Here is a 17,177-nt window from a genome sequence, read left to right on the forward strand (position 1 = left end):
AAACTCCATTCTTAAATCTGTCTATACTTTTCAACACCTTCACGATACAAGTCATTTCCGTGCACATCATTTATGACAATGACTGGAAAATTTTCAATCGTAAGCTTTCGAATGGCTTCTGTTCCTAAATCCTCATACGCAATCATTTCAACTGCTTTAATGGAGCGGGCAATTAATGCAGCAGATCCACCAATGGCACCAAAATAGATTGCTCTATTTTTGACAATCGACTGCTTCACTTCTTCACTCCGATAACCTTTCCCAATCATGCCTCCAAGACCTAAATCGAGCAATTTCGGTGTGTATTTGTCCATCCGACCACTTGTTGTTGGTCCTGCCGACCCAATTACCTGCCCTGGTTTTGCTGGAGTTGGTCCTACATAATAAATTACTTGGCCTTCAATATCAAAGGGAAAAGGCTTTCCTTCTATCAGTTGATCATCCATCCTTTTATGTGCAGCATCCCTAGCAGTGTATACCGTCCCCGATAATAGAACACGCTCCCCGGCAGTTAACCCTTGAATATCTTTCTTTTGAAATGGTACTTGCAAAAAAATCGGCACACGATCCCTCCTTTACAAAATTGCCTCCTTATGACGGCTAGCATGGCAATTCAAATTAACAGCAACGGGTAATGCTGCAATATGACAAGCTTCCACTTCTATTTTTATATCTAAAGCGGTTGTTGTTCCTCCCATCCCTTGTGGACCAATTCCCAGACGATTAATATCATCCATTAACTCTGTTTCTAATTTTGCAACTGCGGGATCCGGATGACGCTTCCCAACATGTCGGAACAATGATTTTTTAGCTAAATAAGCACATCTTTCAAAATTGCCCCCTATCCCAATTCCAACAATTAAGGGTGGACATGCATTCGGCCCAGCTACACGTACGACGTCTAAAATGTACTTTTTAATTCCTTCCAATCCATCAGACGGCTTAAGCATTTTCAAATCACTCATATTTTCAGCACCGCCGCCTTTGGCAGTCATCTTAATTTTGACTTGATTCCCTTCGACTAGTTCGATATGGACAATTCCTGGGGTATTATCATTCGTATTTTTACGATCAATCGGATTACGAATAATCGAATTTCTTAGATATCCTTTGCCATACCCTTTCCTTATGCCATCATTAATCGCATCATACAAACTACCACCTACAATTTGACATTCCTGGCCTAGTTCCACAATACAGACAACCGTACCAGTATCCTGACACATAGGAACTCGTAATTCAGTCGCAATATCGGCGTTTTCAATTAATTGAGCTAAAACTTCTTTTCCTGTCTCGGATTTCTCTGTTTTCAACGCAGCTTTAAAGGCATTATAGACATCTTCACCTAAATCATAATTTGCCTCTATACACATATCAGCTACTTTTTGGACGATATCGTCATAATGGATTTCTCGCATTTGCTCACCTTCTTTACGTACTAGGTTTCGAAATTTAGAAACTTTAAACAATTGATAATTTATCACCTGTAAAAAGCTCATTGATACGTTCTATCAGGTCTAACTCTAAGATAGAATTTGCAAAGAATTCCCTGTTTTCAATTGGCAGTCTATTTGCTAGAATCATAAATTTATCAACCAGCTCGTTAGAAGTAACTGGGTTTTCTGGATCCCCTTTAGGATATTCTGTTTGTAACACGAGTTTCTCCTCACTACGCAAGGTGAGTTCTACTTTCGTTCCCCATTTTTCTGGGTAAACACCTTCTACTACAGGGTCAACCCCTACTGTTACTTTCTTCATTAGCGCTCGAATTTCCTCGTCCCATAAAGTTTCTTCTGTAAATTGGTCGAGTCCCCCTTTTCCTTTTAAAAGGGCTAAAGCCGTACAAAATTGCAAACTAAATTTGGAACCGTATTGTGTTGTTGGATGAGCATTATCCGTAATATTAATTGCCGCTTGATATGCACCTACCTTAATATGGTCAATTTCCTCTAATTGGAAAGTTCTTTCTTTTGTTAAATCGATCATTAAATCCATAGCAGGATGAGTATGACGACAAGAAGCATGGACTTTAAACGAGTTTTCTGTAATTTTGAAGACTTTACCAAGCCCGCTAGTAATCTTCGATTCATCAAATTCCTCACTCATGGCTCGAAAAAACCCACGGCTACCTTCTAAAATCTGTGTCGCACCCGTAAATCCTTTTTCCGCTAATAGGGCACTAATGACTCCATTCATAGCTGCCTTCCCAGGGTGAAGTTGTTTTGACATTGCCCCATCCTCAATAAATTGCCAAAGACCTGCAGCTTGTGTTCCCGCACTTCCCAAAGCATGAATGGTTTGCTCTTCATTTAACTCAAGTAGTTTCGCGGCAGCCGCTGCAGAACCGAATGTTCCACATGTAGCCGTATTATGCCAGTAATAATAGTGGGAAGGAGTAACAGCTTCTCCAATTCGATAACAAATCTCATAGCCAACTGCAACAGCTGTGATAAGGTCTTTTCCAGAACAATTTTTCCACTCTGCAATGGCAAGAGCAGCAGGGACAACCACGGTTGCGGCATGAATAACAGAGCCTTTATGGATATCATCAAGCTCCATAATATGACTTGCCGCTCCATTTACAAGAGACGCATTTAAGACCGAACTTCTCCCACCTGTTAATAAAGTTGCCTGTTCTTCTCCACCCATTTCTTGGATTAAGCTGTGAATCATCTGTATTGGTGGTTTGTCTGCTCCCGCAATGGCGGAACCAAAATAATCAAGTATACAGAGTTTAGTAAAGGCAATCACTTCTTTCGGTAGTTCCTCATAGGTCACACTTGTTATATATTCCGCCAACTTTTTACTTAATCCCATACTCGAACCTCCCTTATTTTGAAATTCATTATTTAACGTATAAAAGGTCCCTGCTTTTAGAAGGGACTCAGAAAAGTATTTAAAAGGATCGAGGTAAGCCGAGCACATGCTGACCGACATAGCTTACAACAAGATTATTTGTAATGGGTGCAACAATGAATAGCCTAGCTTCACGGAATTTACGCTCGATGTTGTATTCTGTAGCAAATCCATATCCACCATATGTAGACATAGCTGCGTTTGCTGCCTTCCATGCCGCTTCAGATGCCAAATACTTCGCCATATTCGCTTCAGCTGCACAGTTTTCACCAGCATCGAATAGCTCAGCCGCTTTGTCACGCATGAGTCTTGCCGCCTCAATCTCCATATAAGATTGGGCAATCGGAAATTGGACCCCTTGATTTTGACCAATAGGACGGTTAAACACTACGCGCTCATTTGCATACTGCACAGATTTGTCGACAAAATAGTATCCATCGCCAACACTTTCGGATGCAATTAAAATACGCTCCGCATTCATTCCACTTAACACATAACGGAAGCCTTTTCCTTCTACTCCAATCAAGTTTTCAACAGGAATTTCTACATTTTCAAAAAATACTTCAGTTGTAGCATGATTAATCATCGTATCGATCGGACGGATCGTTATATTATGTTGTTGGTCTTTCATATCTAAAAGAAATAAACTTAAGCCATCCGTTTTTTTATTCACTTGATCTTTAGGGGTCGTTCTTGCAAGTAAAAGCATTAAGTCAGAGTATTCGGCGCGGGAGGTCCAAATTTTTTGCCCATTTACAATATAGCGATCTCCTTTGAGCTCAGCAGTTGTTTCAATGCTTGTTGTGTCACTTCCTGCAGTCGGCTCAGTAATCCCAAATGCTTGAAGTCTAAGTTCACCAGAGGCAACCTTTGGCAAATAACGTCGCTTTTGCTCTTCACTGCCATGACGAAGGACTGCCCCCATTGTGTACATTTGCGCATGTCCAGCACCAGAATTACCACCAGAACGATTGATTTCTTCTAAAATAGCGCATGCCTCAACCATTCCAAGACCTGCTCCACCATATTCTTCTGGAATTAGTACAGATAGCCAGCCTTCTTTCGTTAATGCTTGAATAAATTCCTCAGGATAAGCATTTTTTTCATCCGTTTCTCTCCAATAAGCCTCTGGGAATTTTGTACATAGTGCTTTTACACTTTCTCTAATTAATTCTAATTCCTGTTTTGTACTAATTGCCAACCCACTCACTCCTATTCTCTTTTTTTCTTAATCAAATAAGATTATTTCCCTTGCCAAACAGGTTTACGTTTTTCATTAAAAGAACGAATCCCTTCCAAACGGTCTTCTGAATTTGCACATTTATAATATTGGTCGAGTTCAATAGATAAAGCTGTATTTAAATCTGTTTGTAGACCATTATTGACTGCCTTTTTTATCGACTTTAAGGATAATGGAGCATTTTTTGCGATACCACGTGCAAGCTCAAGCGCCGTCTCACTTAAGGATTGAATTGGGACCACTTCATTTGCTAACCCTACTTCCATTGCTCGAGCAGCAGAAATATGTTTTCCACTAAACAATATTTCCTTCGCGATTCCTACGGGTATTGTCCTTGGAAGCAGCTGGGTTCCACCAACTCCAGGAATGATCCCGATCGTAACCTCTGGTAGACCGAATTTCGCATGTTCAGAAAACACTCGAAGATCGCAGCTTAACATCATTTCTACACCACCACCAAGGGCATATCCATTTATGGCTGCAATAACTGGAAATGGAAAGTTGCGCAAATCTGCAAATGCCTCTTCAAAAATATCATGCTGTTTTTGCCATTCTTTATTGGTCATCCCATTGCGTTCCTTTAAATCTGCACCCACACAAAAACTCTTTTCACCAGCACCAGTTAAGATAACTGTTCGGATATCCTTCTGTTCTTTTAAGTATGAAAGACAAGAAATGAGATCGAGTGCCATTTGTGTGTTCAATGCATTTAGTGCTTCTGGACGACTTAAGGTTAAAAGATATATACCACTTGATTCTTCGTCCCGAAATAAAGAAAGCGTTTCCCATTTGATCATAAAAAATATCCTCCCTTTTTCCTTGTTAAAATTTCCTTTAAGAAACCGGAATCTCGTATTTTCGGTCCGATTTACCTGCTTTTAACACACTACTCGCCACCTCATGGTCAACAAGTGTTTGCAAGAAATTTGAGGCTTCAATAAGTTTAATTAAATCAATTCCTGTATCGATTTCCATACAATGGAGCATGTGAACGACATCTTCTGTACAAACATTTCCTGTTGCTCCTGGTGCGAAAGGACAACCACCAAGCCCTCCAAGAGAAGTATCAAAGCTTGTAACGCCTGCTTGAATGCCAGCTAGTACGTTTGACAGTCCCATCCCTCTTGTATTGTGGAAGTGCAAGTTAAAATGCTGTTTTGAAAACTTCTCTACCAAACTATGAACAAGCTCGTAAACTTGTTTTGGATTTGCCATACCTGTTGTATCAGCTAAAGTAATCGTATGAACAGATAATTTCGTAAGTTGCTCAACGATAGAATGTACCCTCTCAACGGGTATTTTCCCTTCAAAAGGACAGCCAAAAGTGGTAGCCAAGGAAACATCTACTTTTATTTCACTTTGATCACAATAAGTTTTAATCTTAGCAAGAGATTGAAGAGATTCCTCTGTTGTTTGTCTAACATTTTGTTGATTATGAGTATTACTGACAGATAATACGAAATTTACCTGCTTTACCTGAATCTCTGCTGCGATTTCCGCGCCTTTTAAATTTGGAATTAATGCGATGAATGTTGTATCATGATTCCCTTTTAAATACTTAAATAATTCCTTGCTATTGGCCATTTGAGGAACCAGCCTGGGATGAACAAATGATCCAAATTCAATTGTCTTAACATTGGCTTCCAGTAGACGATTAGATAAATCTAATTTTTCCTCAACTGTCAGCAATTTTGCTTCCAACTGTAAACCATCTCTTAACACAACATCATTTATCGTGACAGAATTCGGTAAGCTCATAATTTACCTCCTAGAAAATTCCGAATTGCGCAATAATTAGTTTACTTACAGGATATCGTATCCAATATTCTTTGTCTAGATGAATGAGCTAATTTTTGTATATTTTCTGATTTTTAAATACCTCTAAGTAGTCCACAGCGAAAAACCCCGCATAAATACAGCGGGGCAATGCAATTCCTTACTTCAGTGGAATTCTTTCTATCACTTGTAACGCTTGTTTATATACAGGATAATCCACCATTTTCCCATTCAATTGTATCGCTGCTGAACCTTCTAATTCCGCTTCTTCAAAAGCCACTACAAGTTCTTTTGCCCATTGTATTTCCTCACTAGTCGGTGTAAAAATTTGATTCACAACGGTGGTTTGATTTGGGTGTATGCATAGTTTGGCATAGAACCCCTGTTGCTTCCCCAAGTTAGTTTCATGGATGAGACCAGCCTGATTCTTAAATTCCGTATAAACCGTATCTATCGGAGGCTGCAAACCATGAGCTTTGGACGCGACGGCGATTACAGATCTAGGATAAATCAACTCTTCTTGATTAGTAGAAAGATTGATTCCTAGTTCAAGAGAATAATCAATCGCACCAAATGCCAGGCGCTTAATTCGGTTTGATGCACCCGCGATGCTTTTGGCAGACAAAACTCCTTCTGCATTCTCAATTAATGGGATAATGTGCTGCTCTTTAGGGACATATTTCTCAATTTCTATGACATCCTCACCAGATTTCGTCTTCGCTAACACAATCCCTGCAAAAGGATATTCTTTCAATAAGGAAACGTCATCTCTCCAAAAGGCAGTTAAAAGATCATTTATCCTTAGATAAATAGATTTCGTAGGTTTGCTCAATTCCTTTAACGCATTTATGACATTATTTCTTGCGTTCTCTTTTTCAGATACTGGCACAGCATCTTCCAAATCAATGATAACGGCGTCTGCATGACTATCCAATGCTTTCTTAATGCGTACAGGCTGGGTAGCAGGAACAAACAAATAGGAACGGTTCATTGTAATTTCCTCCAGAGTTATTCAATAAGGAATAGCGCAATTTGAGGGAAAATCATAACAATAATTAATACGAGAATAAACAACCCGAAAAACGGAATTACACCTCGTATAACATTCTCTACTTTTTCCTTCATAATTCCACTTACCACAAATAGGTTCAAACCAACTGGCGGGGTAATCATCCCAAGCTCCATGTTAATAACCATAATGATCGCAAAGTGGTATACATTAATATCTAAAGCACCTAAAATAGGCAAAAAGATAGGTAAAGTGATTAATATAATCGCTGTAGGTTCCAAGAACATTCCTAATATAAAGAAGAGAATGTTAACGATAATTAAGAAGGACCATTTACTTAATCCGCTATCGCTAACCCATTGTGCAAAAGTTTGCGGGACCTGCTCCGTTGTCAAGAACATCCCAAAAACAAGAGCTGATGCAATAATTAAGAAGATCATGGAAGTAGTATTAACAGAATCTAAGGTAATGAATTTAAACTTTTTCCAACTCATTTCTCGATAAACCAATGTAGAAACAATAATCGCATATAAAACAGCCACAAATGAGGCTTCAGTTGGGGTCACTACCCCTTCATAAATGCTCCAAAGAATGGCAATTGGCATGAGCAGTCCCCAGATTGCCTTTAAGGTAGGGCGCCATCTATCTGCTAATGGGACTTTCTCCATACCACCATATCCCTTACGATAGGCCATCAAAATTGCACTTATGATTAAGACGCCGCCTAGTAAAAGTCCTGGTATAATCCCGGCTGTAAAAAGCTTACCTGTTGATTCTTCAGCTACAGAGCCATATAAAATTAGTGGGATGGAAGGAGGAATTAATATCCCTAACGTGCCAGCGGATGCTACTAAACCCATCGCATACTTTCTTTCATAACCAGCTTCAATCATCATTGGGATCATTATAGCTCCAATAGCTGCTGCTGTTGCAGGGCTTGATCCTGAAATGGCGGCAAAAATCATACAAGTAACAACGGTTACAACCGCTAAACCTCCACGTGTATGACCAATCCATGCTTTAATACAGTTAATTAAATGTCTAGAGATCCCACCTTTAGCCATAAGCAGTCCTGCAAAAACAAATCCAGGGATGGCCATTAACGTTGTACTATTCACTCCTGTGAACATCTTTTGGATAACCGTATCAATGGAAAATCCAACCATCCACAATGCAACGACACTTGAAACACCTAAGCTAATGGCAATTGGCACACGTAAAAAGGCTAGGCCAAATAATAGGATAAGTAGAATAAGCGTTTCCATTAAAATTCCTCCTCCTCATATTCCGTTTCAGGAGTGATGCCTTTGAAAGAATAGTAGATTTTAGCAACAAAGTGAATGAACAGCAAAATTCCAGTAATAGGCATAATTAAATAGTTCATCCAAATTGGGAAACCAACATCAATTGTTTTGATTCCTTGTTCAAATGCCGTCATTACCATATTTATTCCTGTCCATACAAGGAAGAAGCTGAAAACGGTTCCAATTATTAACGTAACAATATCACTAACTTTTTTCATCCTTGGCCCCATACGATCATAGAGAATATCAATGGTTACATGCTTATCATCTCTTAATGCTGTAGCGAAACCAATAAATATTGCCCACACTAACATCATCGTAAATATCTCTGTTGCCCAGCTTTGTGATGTTCCAAGTACATAACGTGAAAATACTGCGTACAGGCTTACTGCGATTCCAAACAAAAAGAAAACAATCGCTACAAAATTCTCAATCTTATAAAGTATTTTCATAACTTCGCTCCTTTATCTATTCAAAAATAAGTTATTAACCTGAGAAATTTTCATAATGGGCTTAGGTTAATTTATCGAAGTGTACCATTATGAATTGGTATAACCACTTAAATCGCATTTTTCACCCCCATCTTGATATTTTGTATATTGGATACCATTTCTTTTAAATATCATAATATACTTCTCCAAATTCAACAAGACTGAAAATTTTAAATTAACCAATATTTCAGAAAAGATATTTACACTCCTAAAAACATGTGTTATCTTATAAAAGAAAATTGTATCCAAAATACCATTACAAATGTAAGCCCTTACACCCAGACGTATAGGATCATACGGTTAAGGAGGTGTTTCCTTTTATAATCATACGAATAAGCTTTTAAGATTTTAAATATGATTACCTAAGGGGGAAGGAAAATGAAATTAAATGAGAAACTATTAAGTGTTCTATTTTTAGCGTTTACCCTTGTATTAGCCGCTTGTGGAAAGGACGAGGTAGCTGGTGGTTCTGACAGCGATGGAATTCAAGAAATCACCATTAAATTTTCACACGTAGTAGCGGAGAACACACCAAAAGGGCAAGGGGCCATTGCAATGAAAGAATATATCGAACGTGAATCAGATGGAAAAATCACGGTAGAAATTTATCCAAATAGCTCATTGTTTGGTGACCAAGATGAATATCAGAACTTAGTTGCTAACAACGTTCAATTTATCGCTCCTGACTTATCCAAGTTTGTTGGAAATAACCCACAATTTAATGTACCTTCACTTCCATTTGCTTTTGATAACGATGAGGCTGCAATAGCCTTTTGGGATGGAGAGAAAGGACAGGAAATTTTAAGTAGCTTGGAAGCTGATGGTGTTATTGGGTTAAAGATGTGGCCAAACGGTGGTAAACATCTCACGAACGATGAACGCCAAATTGATTCACCTGATGATTTCGACGGATTGAAATTCCGTACACAAGGTGGGCAAGTACTTGAAGCTCTTTATGGATTACTTGGTGCTGGTTCTGAGTCAATTCCATTTGGAGAATTGTACACTGCTCTTGACCAAGGCGTTGTAGAAGGACAAGAAAATACATTTAGTAACATTGAATCTAAGAAATTTGATGAAGTTCAAAAATATATGACTGTACTAAATCATACTCGTGTAGACTACGCCATTTTCACTAATACAAAATTCTGGGATAGTCTAAATGAAGAAACGAAGGCCATTGTAGAGGCTGGAGTTGAAGAAGGTACAAAGGTTGCACGCGAAGAAGCAAAGGCATTAAATGACAAAGCTTTTGAAACGATTAAAGAGCGTGGTTTTACTGAAATCACAGAATTAACACCTGAACAAATTCAAGCATTCCGCGATGTACTACAACCGGTATACGACGAATTTGAAGATGAAATTGGTACCGATGTGTATGAAGCCGTACGGGCTGCAAACGAATAATTTGGGAACGCTAATTGACTAAATGTAAACGCAAACAAACCAGGTAGTCCGATTAAGGGCTACCTGATTTTGTTTGTTTAACCATATTCTAATTTAATTTGTACTCTGTAAAATATCCTAGCTTAGTATTCTAATAATTTCTTCAACAGAATCCATTTGTTCAAAATGATCCATCGCTTCTATTACTTGAGTTATTTTTTCATCGATTAACGACGATTTACAAAGCTTCATAAACTTACGGTCTAACATGTCCTTTGTCATCGGATTCTCAATGCTACCTGTTGCATGTTCAATAAACACCTGATGTCTTGTGCCATCCTTTTTAACTAAAGTAGCTTCTACTTTGTCCTTATCGACTTTTTCATCTGCAATTGGTTTTATTTTTCCCCTGAAAGATATTATCTCAGATGCAAGTACTTTTTCATCTTTATACTGTTCCTCAGCGGCATCTTTTTCTAAAAAGGCAATTGCCCCAGTATGGTAAATACTAAATTTCCCTTCAAGACCTGTTTTCGGCTCTCTTTTACCGGTCAATTCTAAAACATATGGATTCACCTTAAGGATAATTCCATCCACTTCCCTAGGAGTAGCTAGCTCGCTTAATTGAATACATGCGTCAATGGAAGGATGCAGAACAATCCCGCATGCGTATGGCTTAAAAGCATTCTTCTCTAACTCCCAAACTCTCCCATAATCTTCAAGCACTCTATTTACATTATGTTCTGGACTATAAACGTTAAAAAACCCCCGTTTTGCTTCTAGCACCTGGGTTGAGCTAGTAAACCCTTTTTGTACAAGCAGAGCGGCCATTAAACCATTCTGTGCGGCCTTTCCTGGATGAAAAGGTTTGGTCATTGTACCAAACATTTCTCGGAGACCAAAGCTCTGGGTACCTGCTAGCCCCATCGCCATTGCCAATTGATCTTCATCCAATTTTAGTAATAAGCCAGCAGCTACTGCTGCGCCAAATACTCCTGTGCTCGGTGTAATATGATAGCCATGTTGATAATGTGAAGGGTATACTGCATTACTAATTCTAAGTTCCACTTCACAACCTAAAATGAATGCACGTAATAGTTCTTTCGTTGAAAATGAATGTTTTTCACCAAGTGCAAAAATTACAGGAGCTACCGGTCCACTAGGATGGTGGATCGTGTCTAGATGAGTATCATCGAAGTCAAAAATATGTGAGGATGTTCCATTGATTAAAACAGCTGATAATAAATCAGTTTTCACTTCTCTTCCTAATATAGAAACCTGTTCTGATGTTGATAAATCGTTTGCTACGTCTAGTAAAATATCAATGGTTTCATGGCGAATCGCTCCTATTGTTACGCCTAACCAATTTAGTAGACTCTTTTTTGCATGTTCAATCACGCTTTCAGGAATGTCTTCGTAACTTGTGTTATAAATGTGATTAACTAATTCTTTAGTTATCATTTTCGGCACTCTCCTATACTTTTATTATTGTCTCTATAAATAATCTACTAAAGGAGTAATTCCTATTTCCTCAATTGCAAATGAATTGATCAGTTCGATTGTACTTGCTGGTAATGGAATTCCATCCTTCATACGATTTTGTTTTAAATCATACTCGATTTCACCCGGTAGATAAATTCGTTCTACTCCCTTTGCTGTTGGAGATTGCTTTAAAGCTTTAATTAAATATGCGACTCTACTCTGAAATGCTTCACCGTTTCCAAAACGGTTAATATCAATTGCACCAAAGACATGACCACAGCCCCAAGCTTCCTGCTCATGCTTTTGTAGCTCTGACTCCGCTGGTCCCTTGGAGATCCCTCCGACTTCAAAGGAAAATAATGCCCCAGTTAAAGCTGCAGAAAGGATCTCATTAATGACAGCGATCCCGTACCCTTTATAGCCTCCAAATGGTAGGACAGTCCCTTCAACAGCTTCCCTTGGATCAACTGTGGGCTCCCCATCTTTTGTAATGGCCCATCCTTCTGGTAATGTTTCATTTTCTCTTGCCATCATTCTTATTCTTCCTCTTGCCGATACACTACAGGCCATATCTAGTACTATCGGTGGTTCTTCTCCTGCTGGAATCGCATACGAGAAGGGATTATTACTGAGAAGTGCCTCTTTTCCACCCCAGGGTGCCATGACAGCGGGTCCATTTGTTGTACAATAGCCAATTTGTTTATGTTGCAAAGCTTTCATTGTATAGTAAGCAGCCGGTCCGAAATGACTACTATTCTTGACGCCAATGATCCCAATTCCATATTTTTTTGCACGATCAATCGCTAAATCCATGGCAAAATTAGATGCAATCACACCGAGCGTTCCCTGAGCATCTATCGTTGCAATAGGACCATTGTCAGTAACTTCTTCAAAAATTGGATCCCTTATTAAATGTCCATTTAAAAAGCCCCTTGCCCAGCGGGGTAAGTTTTGAACCCCATGAGAATGAACACCTCGCAAATCCGCATCCACCAGCACATCGCTTATTAAAAGAACATTGTCTTCATCTATACCTACTTTTCTTAGTACTTCCTCCGTAAAAGAGCGAAGATTATTTACATCAACGATTGGCATTGTTATCACCCCGTTTTCCTAAATACTTTCCTTCTATTATTAATGGTGAATTTTCTTCGAAAGCATTTTTCATATTAAATAATTCAAAAGGCGTTTTTCCTTCTAACAATAGTTCCTTCATTTTGGCTTCTATTCGTTCACGTTCCAATCCACGTTTTAATACAGCTTCAGCATCGTCGATTGGAACTACTACAACTCCATCTTCATCTGCCACAATAATATCGCCTGGATAGATCAAAACCCCACCACAAGTAGCTGGAATATTGATTCCACCTATTCTTTCTTTCCTACTTCTTTCGGCTGAAATTGCTTTAGACCAAACTGGAAAATTGTACTCTTTGATTTCCTTTACATCTCGAACACCACCATCTGTAATAACCCCAACAATTCCTCTTCCAACACCAGACAATGTAGCAAGTCCTCCCCAAACCGCATTTAAAGTAGGTGATTCTGTAAAAGTGATAACAAATACATCCCCAGGTTGGGTCAATGACAAGCCATAATGCATGGTTAAATAATCCCCAGGTGTATTGACTGCGATTACAGCGGGCCCGGCAATAGAATGTCCATTACAAACCGGTCTTATAGAACGATCGAGTAACATTTCTTTCCCTAAAACCTCATAGATCGTTGAAACACCTAACCCTTTCAGTTGCTCCAGTAATGAAGGGGCCGGACGATTAATATCTATGTAAACTTCCCTCATACATTGCATATACTTCCCTCCCAAATTTTTCGTTTTTCTCTAAGAATTTAACGAGAAATGCCTAAGGTATAGTCCCTATCATCACAACCCAAAAAGAAGACTCGCAGTATGCTACACTACTAGTCTTCTTATCTATGTTAATACGTGTCAGTTTTGTTCTTTGTCGATTTCATCGAACACTTCTTGCGCTGTTCTAAAGCTATCAATAGCAGCTGGAACACCACAGTATATCGCAGTTTGTAAAAATACTTCCTTGATTTCATCCTTTGTTAAGCCATTATTTATAGCTCCACGGACATGTAATTTTAACTCATGAGGACGATTTAGAGCCGTAATCATAGCCAAATTCAACATACTTCTCGTTTTCTTAGTAAGACCTGGACGTGTCCATACTTCTCCCCAGCAATATTCAGTTACAAGCTCTTGCATAGGTCTGTTAAAATCGGTCGCATTTTGGATAGACTTATCTACATACTCAGCCCCTAGAACACTTCTCCTTACCTCTAATCCTTGCTCGAATTTTTCTTTATTCATCGTATAATCTCCTCCCTAATTTTCCACATATTTTGAATGTACTTGTATGACACCCTTTTCGACTAACTCTCTGATTGTATCTGGAGCGACACCTCTTTCTTCGAGAATACTTATTGTGTCTTCACCTAAAAATGGTGGGGACTTTGTAATTTCAAGAGGTGTTTCTGATAATTGTACTGGTAATCGTGGTAGTCTTAGATTCTCAATATTAGGATGGTCTACATCTATTAACATTTGCGTACTTTCTGTTTGAGGACTTGTAATTACTGAAGGGATTTTCAATATGATTGAGCTTGGAATGCCTCCGTTTTCGAGTTGTTCAATCCAAGCGTTAGCAGACTTAGTTTTTAATACTTCTTCTATTGACGAATTTAATAATTCACGATTTTGAACACGTGCTAGGTTCTTAGAAAAGCGTGAATCGGCAATCCAATCCTCTCGTTCTAAAACTTTGCACAGCTTAGCAAACAACGAATCATTTGAAATCCCAATCATAATTTGTTCATCTTTTGTCTCGAAAGCCCCATATGGAGCAAATGATGCATGATTGGTTCCCATTTTGACCGGCTCTACTCCTGTTGCCATATATGCAAGTAGGTGATACCCAGTCCAGAAAATCCCGGTTTCAAAAAGAGATGTTTCTACTCTTTGCCCTTTTCCTGATTGGGTACGATTATAAAGGGCCGCTAAGATTCCAATTGCTCCCCACATGGCACTACCTTGATCAAGCACCGATACCCCAACACGAGCAACCCCACCATCCTTTGTTCCATTTATACTCATAATTCCGCTTTCTGCTTGCGCGATAGCATCATAACCTGGTTTGTGCCGCTTTTCCCCCACTTGTCCATAGGCTGAAAGTGAGCAATATACTAACTCATCGTTAAGCGCTTTCAAAGTTTCGTATCCAAATCCGAGTTGCTCAGCCTTCCCAAAGCGGAAATTCTCTACAAAAACATCCCCATCTTTCACCAGATCATATACAATTTCTTTTCCTTCTTCGCTTTTTAAGTCAATGACGATCGAGCGTTTGTTCCGATTAATGTGTAGGTAATAGACTCCTTCTCCTCCCCAAAGTGGGCCCATCTTTCTGGAGTCATCACCAATTTTAGGTTTTTCTATTTTAATAATTTCTGCTCCCATATCAGCTAAGATCATTGTTAAGCTTGGTCCTGAAATATTCGTTGTAATATCAATGACCCTAATTCCTTGTAAAGGTCCAGGCATCTTACCCCTCCTAACTTTTTAAATTTTCACTTAATTCAAGGATACTGGATACAATATAAAATGTCTAGACTGAAAATCAAAAAAAAAACAGGATTTAGGATTCCTGTTTTTTTGATTTCACAACATACTTAATTAAATTATCCCTTGTACGTAAAATATGCTTTTGAACTACCTCTTTTAACTTCTCAGACTCATTTTGCTTCACATACTCCAACATTAAACGGTGCTCTTGATGTGATTCATCCAAATGATTGGTTAACAAACTTGGTGTATATGGAGGAATACCCTTCCAAAGGGTTTCAATTAGGCCGTGAATTCTCCTCCACGTACACCCTTCATATAAAATCTTATGGAAATTCTCATTTAATCTCATAAACTCAGCTACGCTATGTTCATTTACTTCTAAGTCCTTCATTTGTTCACATATGTTCTCTAAATCTTCTATATGTTCCTTCGATAGATTTGGGAGGGATTTCTCAACGGCTTCCCCTTCTAAAAGAGCTCGCAGTTGATAAATCTCTTCAATATCTTCTACCGAAATAGGAGTTACAATTGCACCCCTTCTAGGTTCAATTCGCACTAACCCTTCAACCTCTAATTGTTTTAAAGCTTCACGGATAGGCATTCGGCTCACACCAAGCTTTTCTGCCCATTCTTCCTGTACTAATCGTTCCCCGTCTTCAAATTCGCCTCTTAAAATTACTTCCCTTAATTTCGTCGTGACACGGTACTGTAATGTGGCTCTATCCTGTTCCGATAAGCGATAATTATCCATCTTTATTTAACCCCTCTATTGTCTATATATTATACTTTCAGTATAATGATTATTCTAAATGGATTCAATATACAAAATATTTTTCTAGTGAGAAAATCCTATTTTATTTAGCCATTTGCTCAATCCACTATTTCTAGCTTACTTCCTTGAATCTCGGCATGAGTCATTTTCTCAATATGCTTAATCACTTCCGTATGGTCCACGTTAGGATCGCTTTGTGCTAAAGCTTGTTTCCATAGTTGGTATGTTGCGCTTGAAACAACCATCGGAGTCCTTTGCTCATCTGCCATTCCAAGAGCGATTGTTATATCCTTCACCATCAAATCAATCGAAAAATTTCCGCCAAAGTTCCTCGTTAATACTTGTGCAGGAAATTTGAATTCACTTGAAAAACTTCTGCCTGTACTTGAATTAATGACATCAAGCATTTTTTCAGGGTTCAAACCTAGTTTGACTCCAAGTGCTAAAGCTTCCCCCGTAACGGCTAAAGTTGTTGCAGATACCATATTATTAAGAGCTTTTATCGTATGACCTGCACCGATCGATCCAACATGGACAATATTTTCACCAATAATCTTCAAGTATGATTGTACTTCTTCAAAATCCTGTTCTTTTCCACCAACCATAATTGTAAGTGTACCATCTTCTGCTTTTACTACCCCGCCACTCACTGGAGCATCAATCATTCGTAATCCTCTTTCTTCCAAATTTGAAGCAATTTCCTTTGTAATTGTTGGAATGGCTGTGGTCATTTCAATAATCATACTACCCCTATGTAGCCCTTCGATTAATCCGTTCTCTCCAAAAATCGTAGCCTTTACAATGTTGCTATTAGGTAAAATCGTAATAATGTATGGATAAGTTCGCGCCAATTCAGCAGGCGTCTCAATTGCGTTCGCACCAAGATGTACTAATTCTTGGAGCGCCTTTTCGTTAATATCATACAATCCTACATCTACACCGGCTTTTAAAAAGTTTTTCGCCATTCGACTTCCCATGTTTCCTACGCCAATTATGCCGATTCGCATACAATCACCCTTTCTATTTCATCTTTAGATAATCCATAAAACAATCCTGTATCCAGTATTCAATCTTTTTTACTAAAAAAAATATAATATTTCTATCTTATTAATCTGCTTGCACTTTAAACATTACTATTTCTCGCTATATATCTAACCACCTTTCTTTAATTTGTACATTGTTTGTAAGGTTTTACACACGAACCATCTGATAACGCTTTCATATATCTTATGTTTTATTTTATCTCATCATTATAAAATTGCAAATATTCAATAA

17 protein-coding genes are annotated in these 17,177 nt (G+C 38.5%); 1 reads left to right on the forward strand and 16 read right to left on the reverse strand.

Annotated elements, in window-relative coordinates; translation table 11 throughout:
* Positions 1–11: 11 nt before the first annotated feature.
* The 9 genes from FA727_RS07890 to FA727_RS07930 all read right to left on the reverse strand — a co-directional run bounded on the left by FA727_RS07890 (position 12) and on the right by FA727_RS07930 (position 8,637).
* A complete protein-coding gene (locus FA727_RS07890; protein WP_136830358.1) occupies positions 12–563 on the reverse strand; it encodes a Fe-S-containing hydro-lyase in 552 nt (183 codons plus the stop codon).
* Between the two features lie 12 nt (positions 564–575).
* Positions 576–1,418, reverse strand: a complete 843-nt coding sequence (locus tag FA727_RS07895; RefSeq protein ID WP_136830359.1) for a fumarate hydratase — start codon at positions 1,416–1,418, stop codon at positions 576–578.
* A 43-nt stretch (positions 1,419–1,461) separates the two neighbouring features.
* A complete protein-coding gene (locus tag FA727_RS07900; RefSeq protein WP_136830360.1) occupies positions 1,462–2,817 on the reverse strand; it encodes an MmgE/PrpD family protein in 1,356 nt (451 codons plus the stop codon).
* A 79-nt stretch (positions 2,818–2,896) separates the two neighbouring features.
* Positions 2,897–4,057: an acyl-CoA dehydrogenase family protein gene (locus tag FA727_RS07905; RefSeq protein ID WP_136830361.1), complete on the reverse strand. Its 1,161-nt coding sequence runs from the start codon at positions 4,055–4,057 to the stop codon at positions 2,897–2,899.
* A 41-nt stretch (positions 4,058–4,098) separates the two neighbouring features.
* Positions 4,099–4,893, reverse strand: coding sequence for an enoyl-CoA hydratase-related protein (locus tag FA727_RS07910; protein WP_136830362.1), 795 nt, complete (start codon positions 4,891–4,893; stop codon positions 4,099–4,101).
* Between the two features lie 37 nt (positions 4,894–4,930).
* Complete coding sequence (locus tag FA727_RS07915) at positions 4,931–5,854, reverse strand: hydroxymethylglutaryl-CoA lyase (protein WP_136830363.1); 924 nt, start codon at positions 5,852–5,854, stop codon at positions 4,931–4,933.
* A gap of 178 nt (positions 5,855–6,032) precedes the next feature.
* Positions 6,033–6,863 carry an HpcH/HpaI aldolase/citrate lyase family protein gene (locus FA727_RS07920; protein WP_136830364.1) on the reverse strand — a complete coding sequence of 277 codons (831 nt, stop codon included), beginning with the start codon at positions 6,861–6,863 and terminating at the stop codon, positions 6,033–6,035.
* 17 nt (positions 6,864–6,880) lie between these two features.
* Positions 6,881–8,146 (reverse strand): TRAP transporter large permease, encoded by a 1,266-nt coding sequence (locus FA727_RS07925; RefSeq protein ID WP_136830365.1) that lies wholly within the window; start codon positions 8,144–8,146, stop codon positions 6,881–6,883.
* Positions 8,146–8,637 (reverse strand): TRAP transporter small permease, encoded by a 492-nt coding sequence (locus FA727_RS07930; RefSeq protein ID WP_136830366.1) that lies wholly within the window; start codon positions 8,635–8,637, stop codon positions 8,146–8,148. The genes FA727_RS07925 and FA727_RS07930 overlap by 1 nt, the downstream gene beginning before the upstream one ends.
* 417 nt (positions 8,638–9,054) lie before the next feature.
* Here FA727_RS07930 and FA727_RS07935 point away from each other — a divergent pair, with 417 nt between their 5' ends.
* On the forward strand, positions 9,055–10,083 hold the full coding sequence (locus FA727_RS07935; protein WP_136830367.1) for a DctP family TRAP transporter solute-binding subunit: 1,029 nt from the start codon (positions 9,055–9,057) through the stop codon (positions 10,081–10,083).
* 117 nt (positions 10,084–10,200) lie between these two features.
* On the opposite strand, the gene FA727_RS07940 is transcribed toward FA727_RS07935, so the two are convergent.
* From FA727_RS07940 to FA727_RS07970, 7 genes are all read right to left on the reverse strand, one after another.
* Positions 10,201–11,523: an MmgE/PrpD family protein gene (locus tag FA727_RS07940; protein WP_136830368.1), complete on the reverse strand. Its 1,323-nt coding sequence runs from the start codon at positions 11,521–11,523 to the stop codon at positions 10,201–10,203.
* A gap of 33 nt (positions 11,524–11,556) precedes the next feature.
* Positions 11,557–12,639, reverse strand: a complete 1,083-nt coding sequence (locus FA727_RS07945) for an Ldh family oxidoreductase (RefSeq protein WP_136830369.1) — start codon at positions 12,637–12,639, stop codon at positions 11,557–11,559.
* Positions 12,626–13,354 carry a 4-carboxy-4-hydroxy-2-oxoadipate aldolase/oxaloacetate decarboxylase gene (locus tag FA727_RS07950; RefSeq protein WP_136830370.1) on the reverse strand — a complete coding sequence of 243 codons (729 nt, stop codon included), beginning with the start codon at positions 13,352–13,354 and terminating at the stop codon, positions 12,626–12,628. Before FA727_RS07950 ends, FA727_RS07945 begins: the two co-directional genes overlap by 14 nt.
* A 138-nt stretch (positions 13,355–13,492) precedes the next feature.
* Positions 13,493–13,879: a 4-carboxymuconolactone decarboxylase gene (pcaC, locus tag FA727_RS07955; protein ID WP_136830371.1), complete on the reverse strand. Its 387-nt coding sequence runs from the start codon at positions 13,877–13,879 to the stop codon at positions 13,493–13,495.
* A 15-nt stretch (positions 13,880–13,894) separates the two neighbouring features.
* The gene (locus FA727_RS07960; RefSeq protein ID WP_136830372.1) at positions 13,895–15,106 is read right to left on the reverse strand and encodes a CaiB/BaiF CoA transferase family protein; all 1,212 of its coding nucleotides are present in this window, start codon (positions 15,104–15,106) and stop codon (positions 13,895–13,897) included.
* Between the two features lie 94 nt (positions 15,107–15,200).
* On the reverse strand, positions 15,201–15,881 hold the full coding sequence (locus FA727_RS07965) for a GntR family transcriptional regulator (protein WP_136830373.1): 681 nt from the start codon (positions 15,879–15,881) through the stop codon (positions 15,201–15,203).
* A 119-nt stretch (positions 15,882–16,000) separates the two neighbouring features.
* Positions 16,001–16,909 carry an NAD(P)-dependent oxidoreductase gene (locus FA727_RS07970; protein ID WP_136830374.1) on the reverse strand — a complete coding sequence of 303 codons (909 nt, stop codon included), beginning with the start codon at positions 16,907–16,909 and terminating at the stop codon, positions 16,001–16,003.
* Between the last annotated feature and the right edge of the window lie 268 nt (positions 16,910–17,177).

Origin of the sequence: Robertmurraya kyonggiensis (genome assembly GCF_005116465.1) — a bacterium.
Classification (GTDB): Bacteria; Bacillota; Bacilli; order Bacillales; family Cytobacillaceae; genus Robertmurraya; species Robertmurraya kyonggiensis.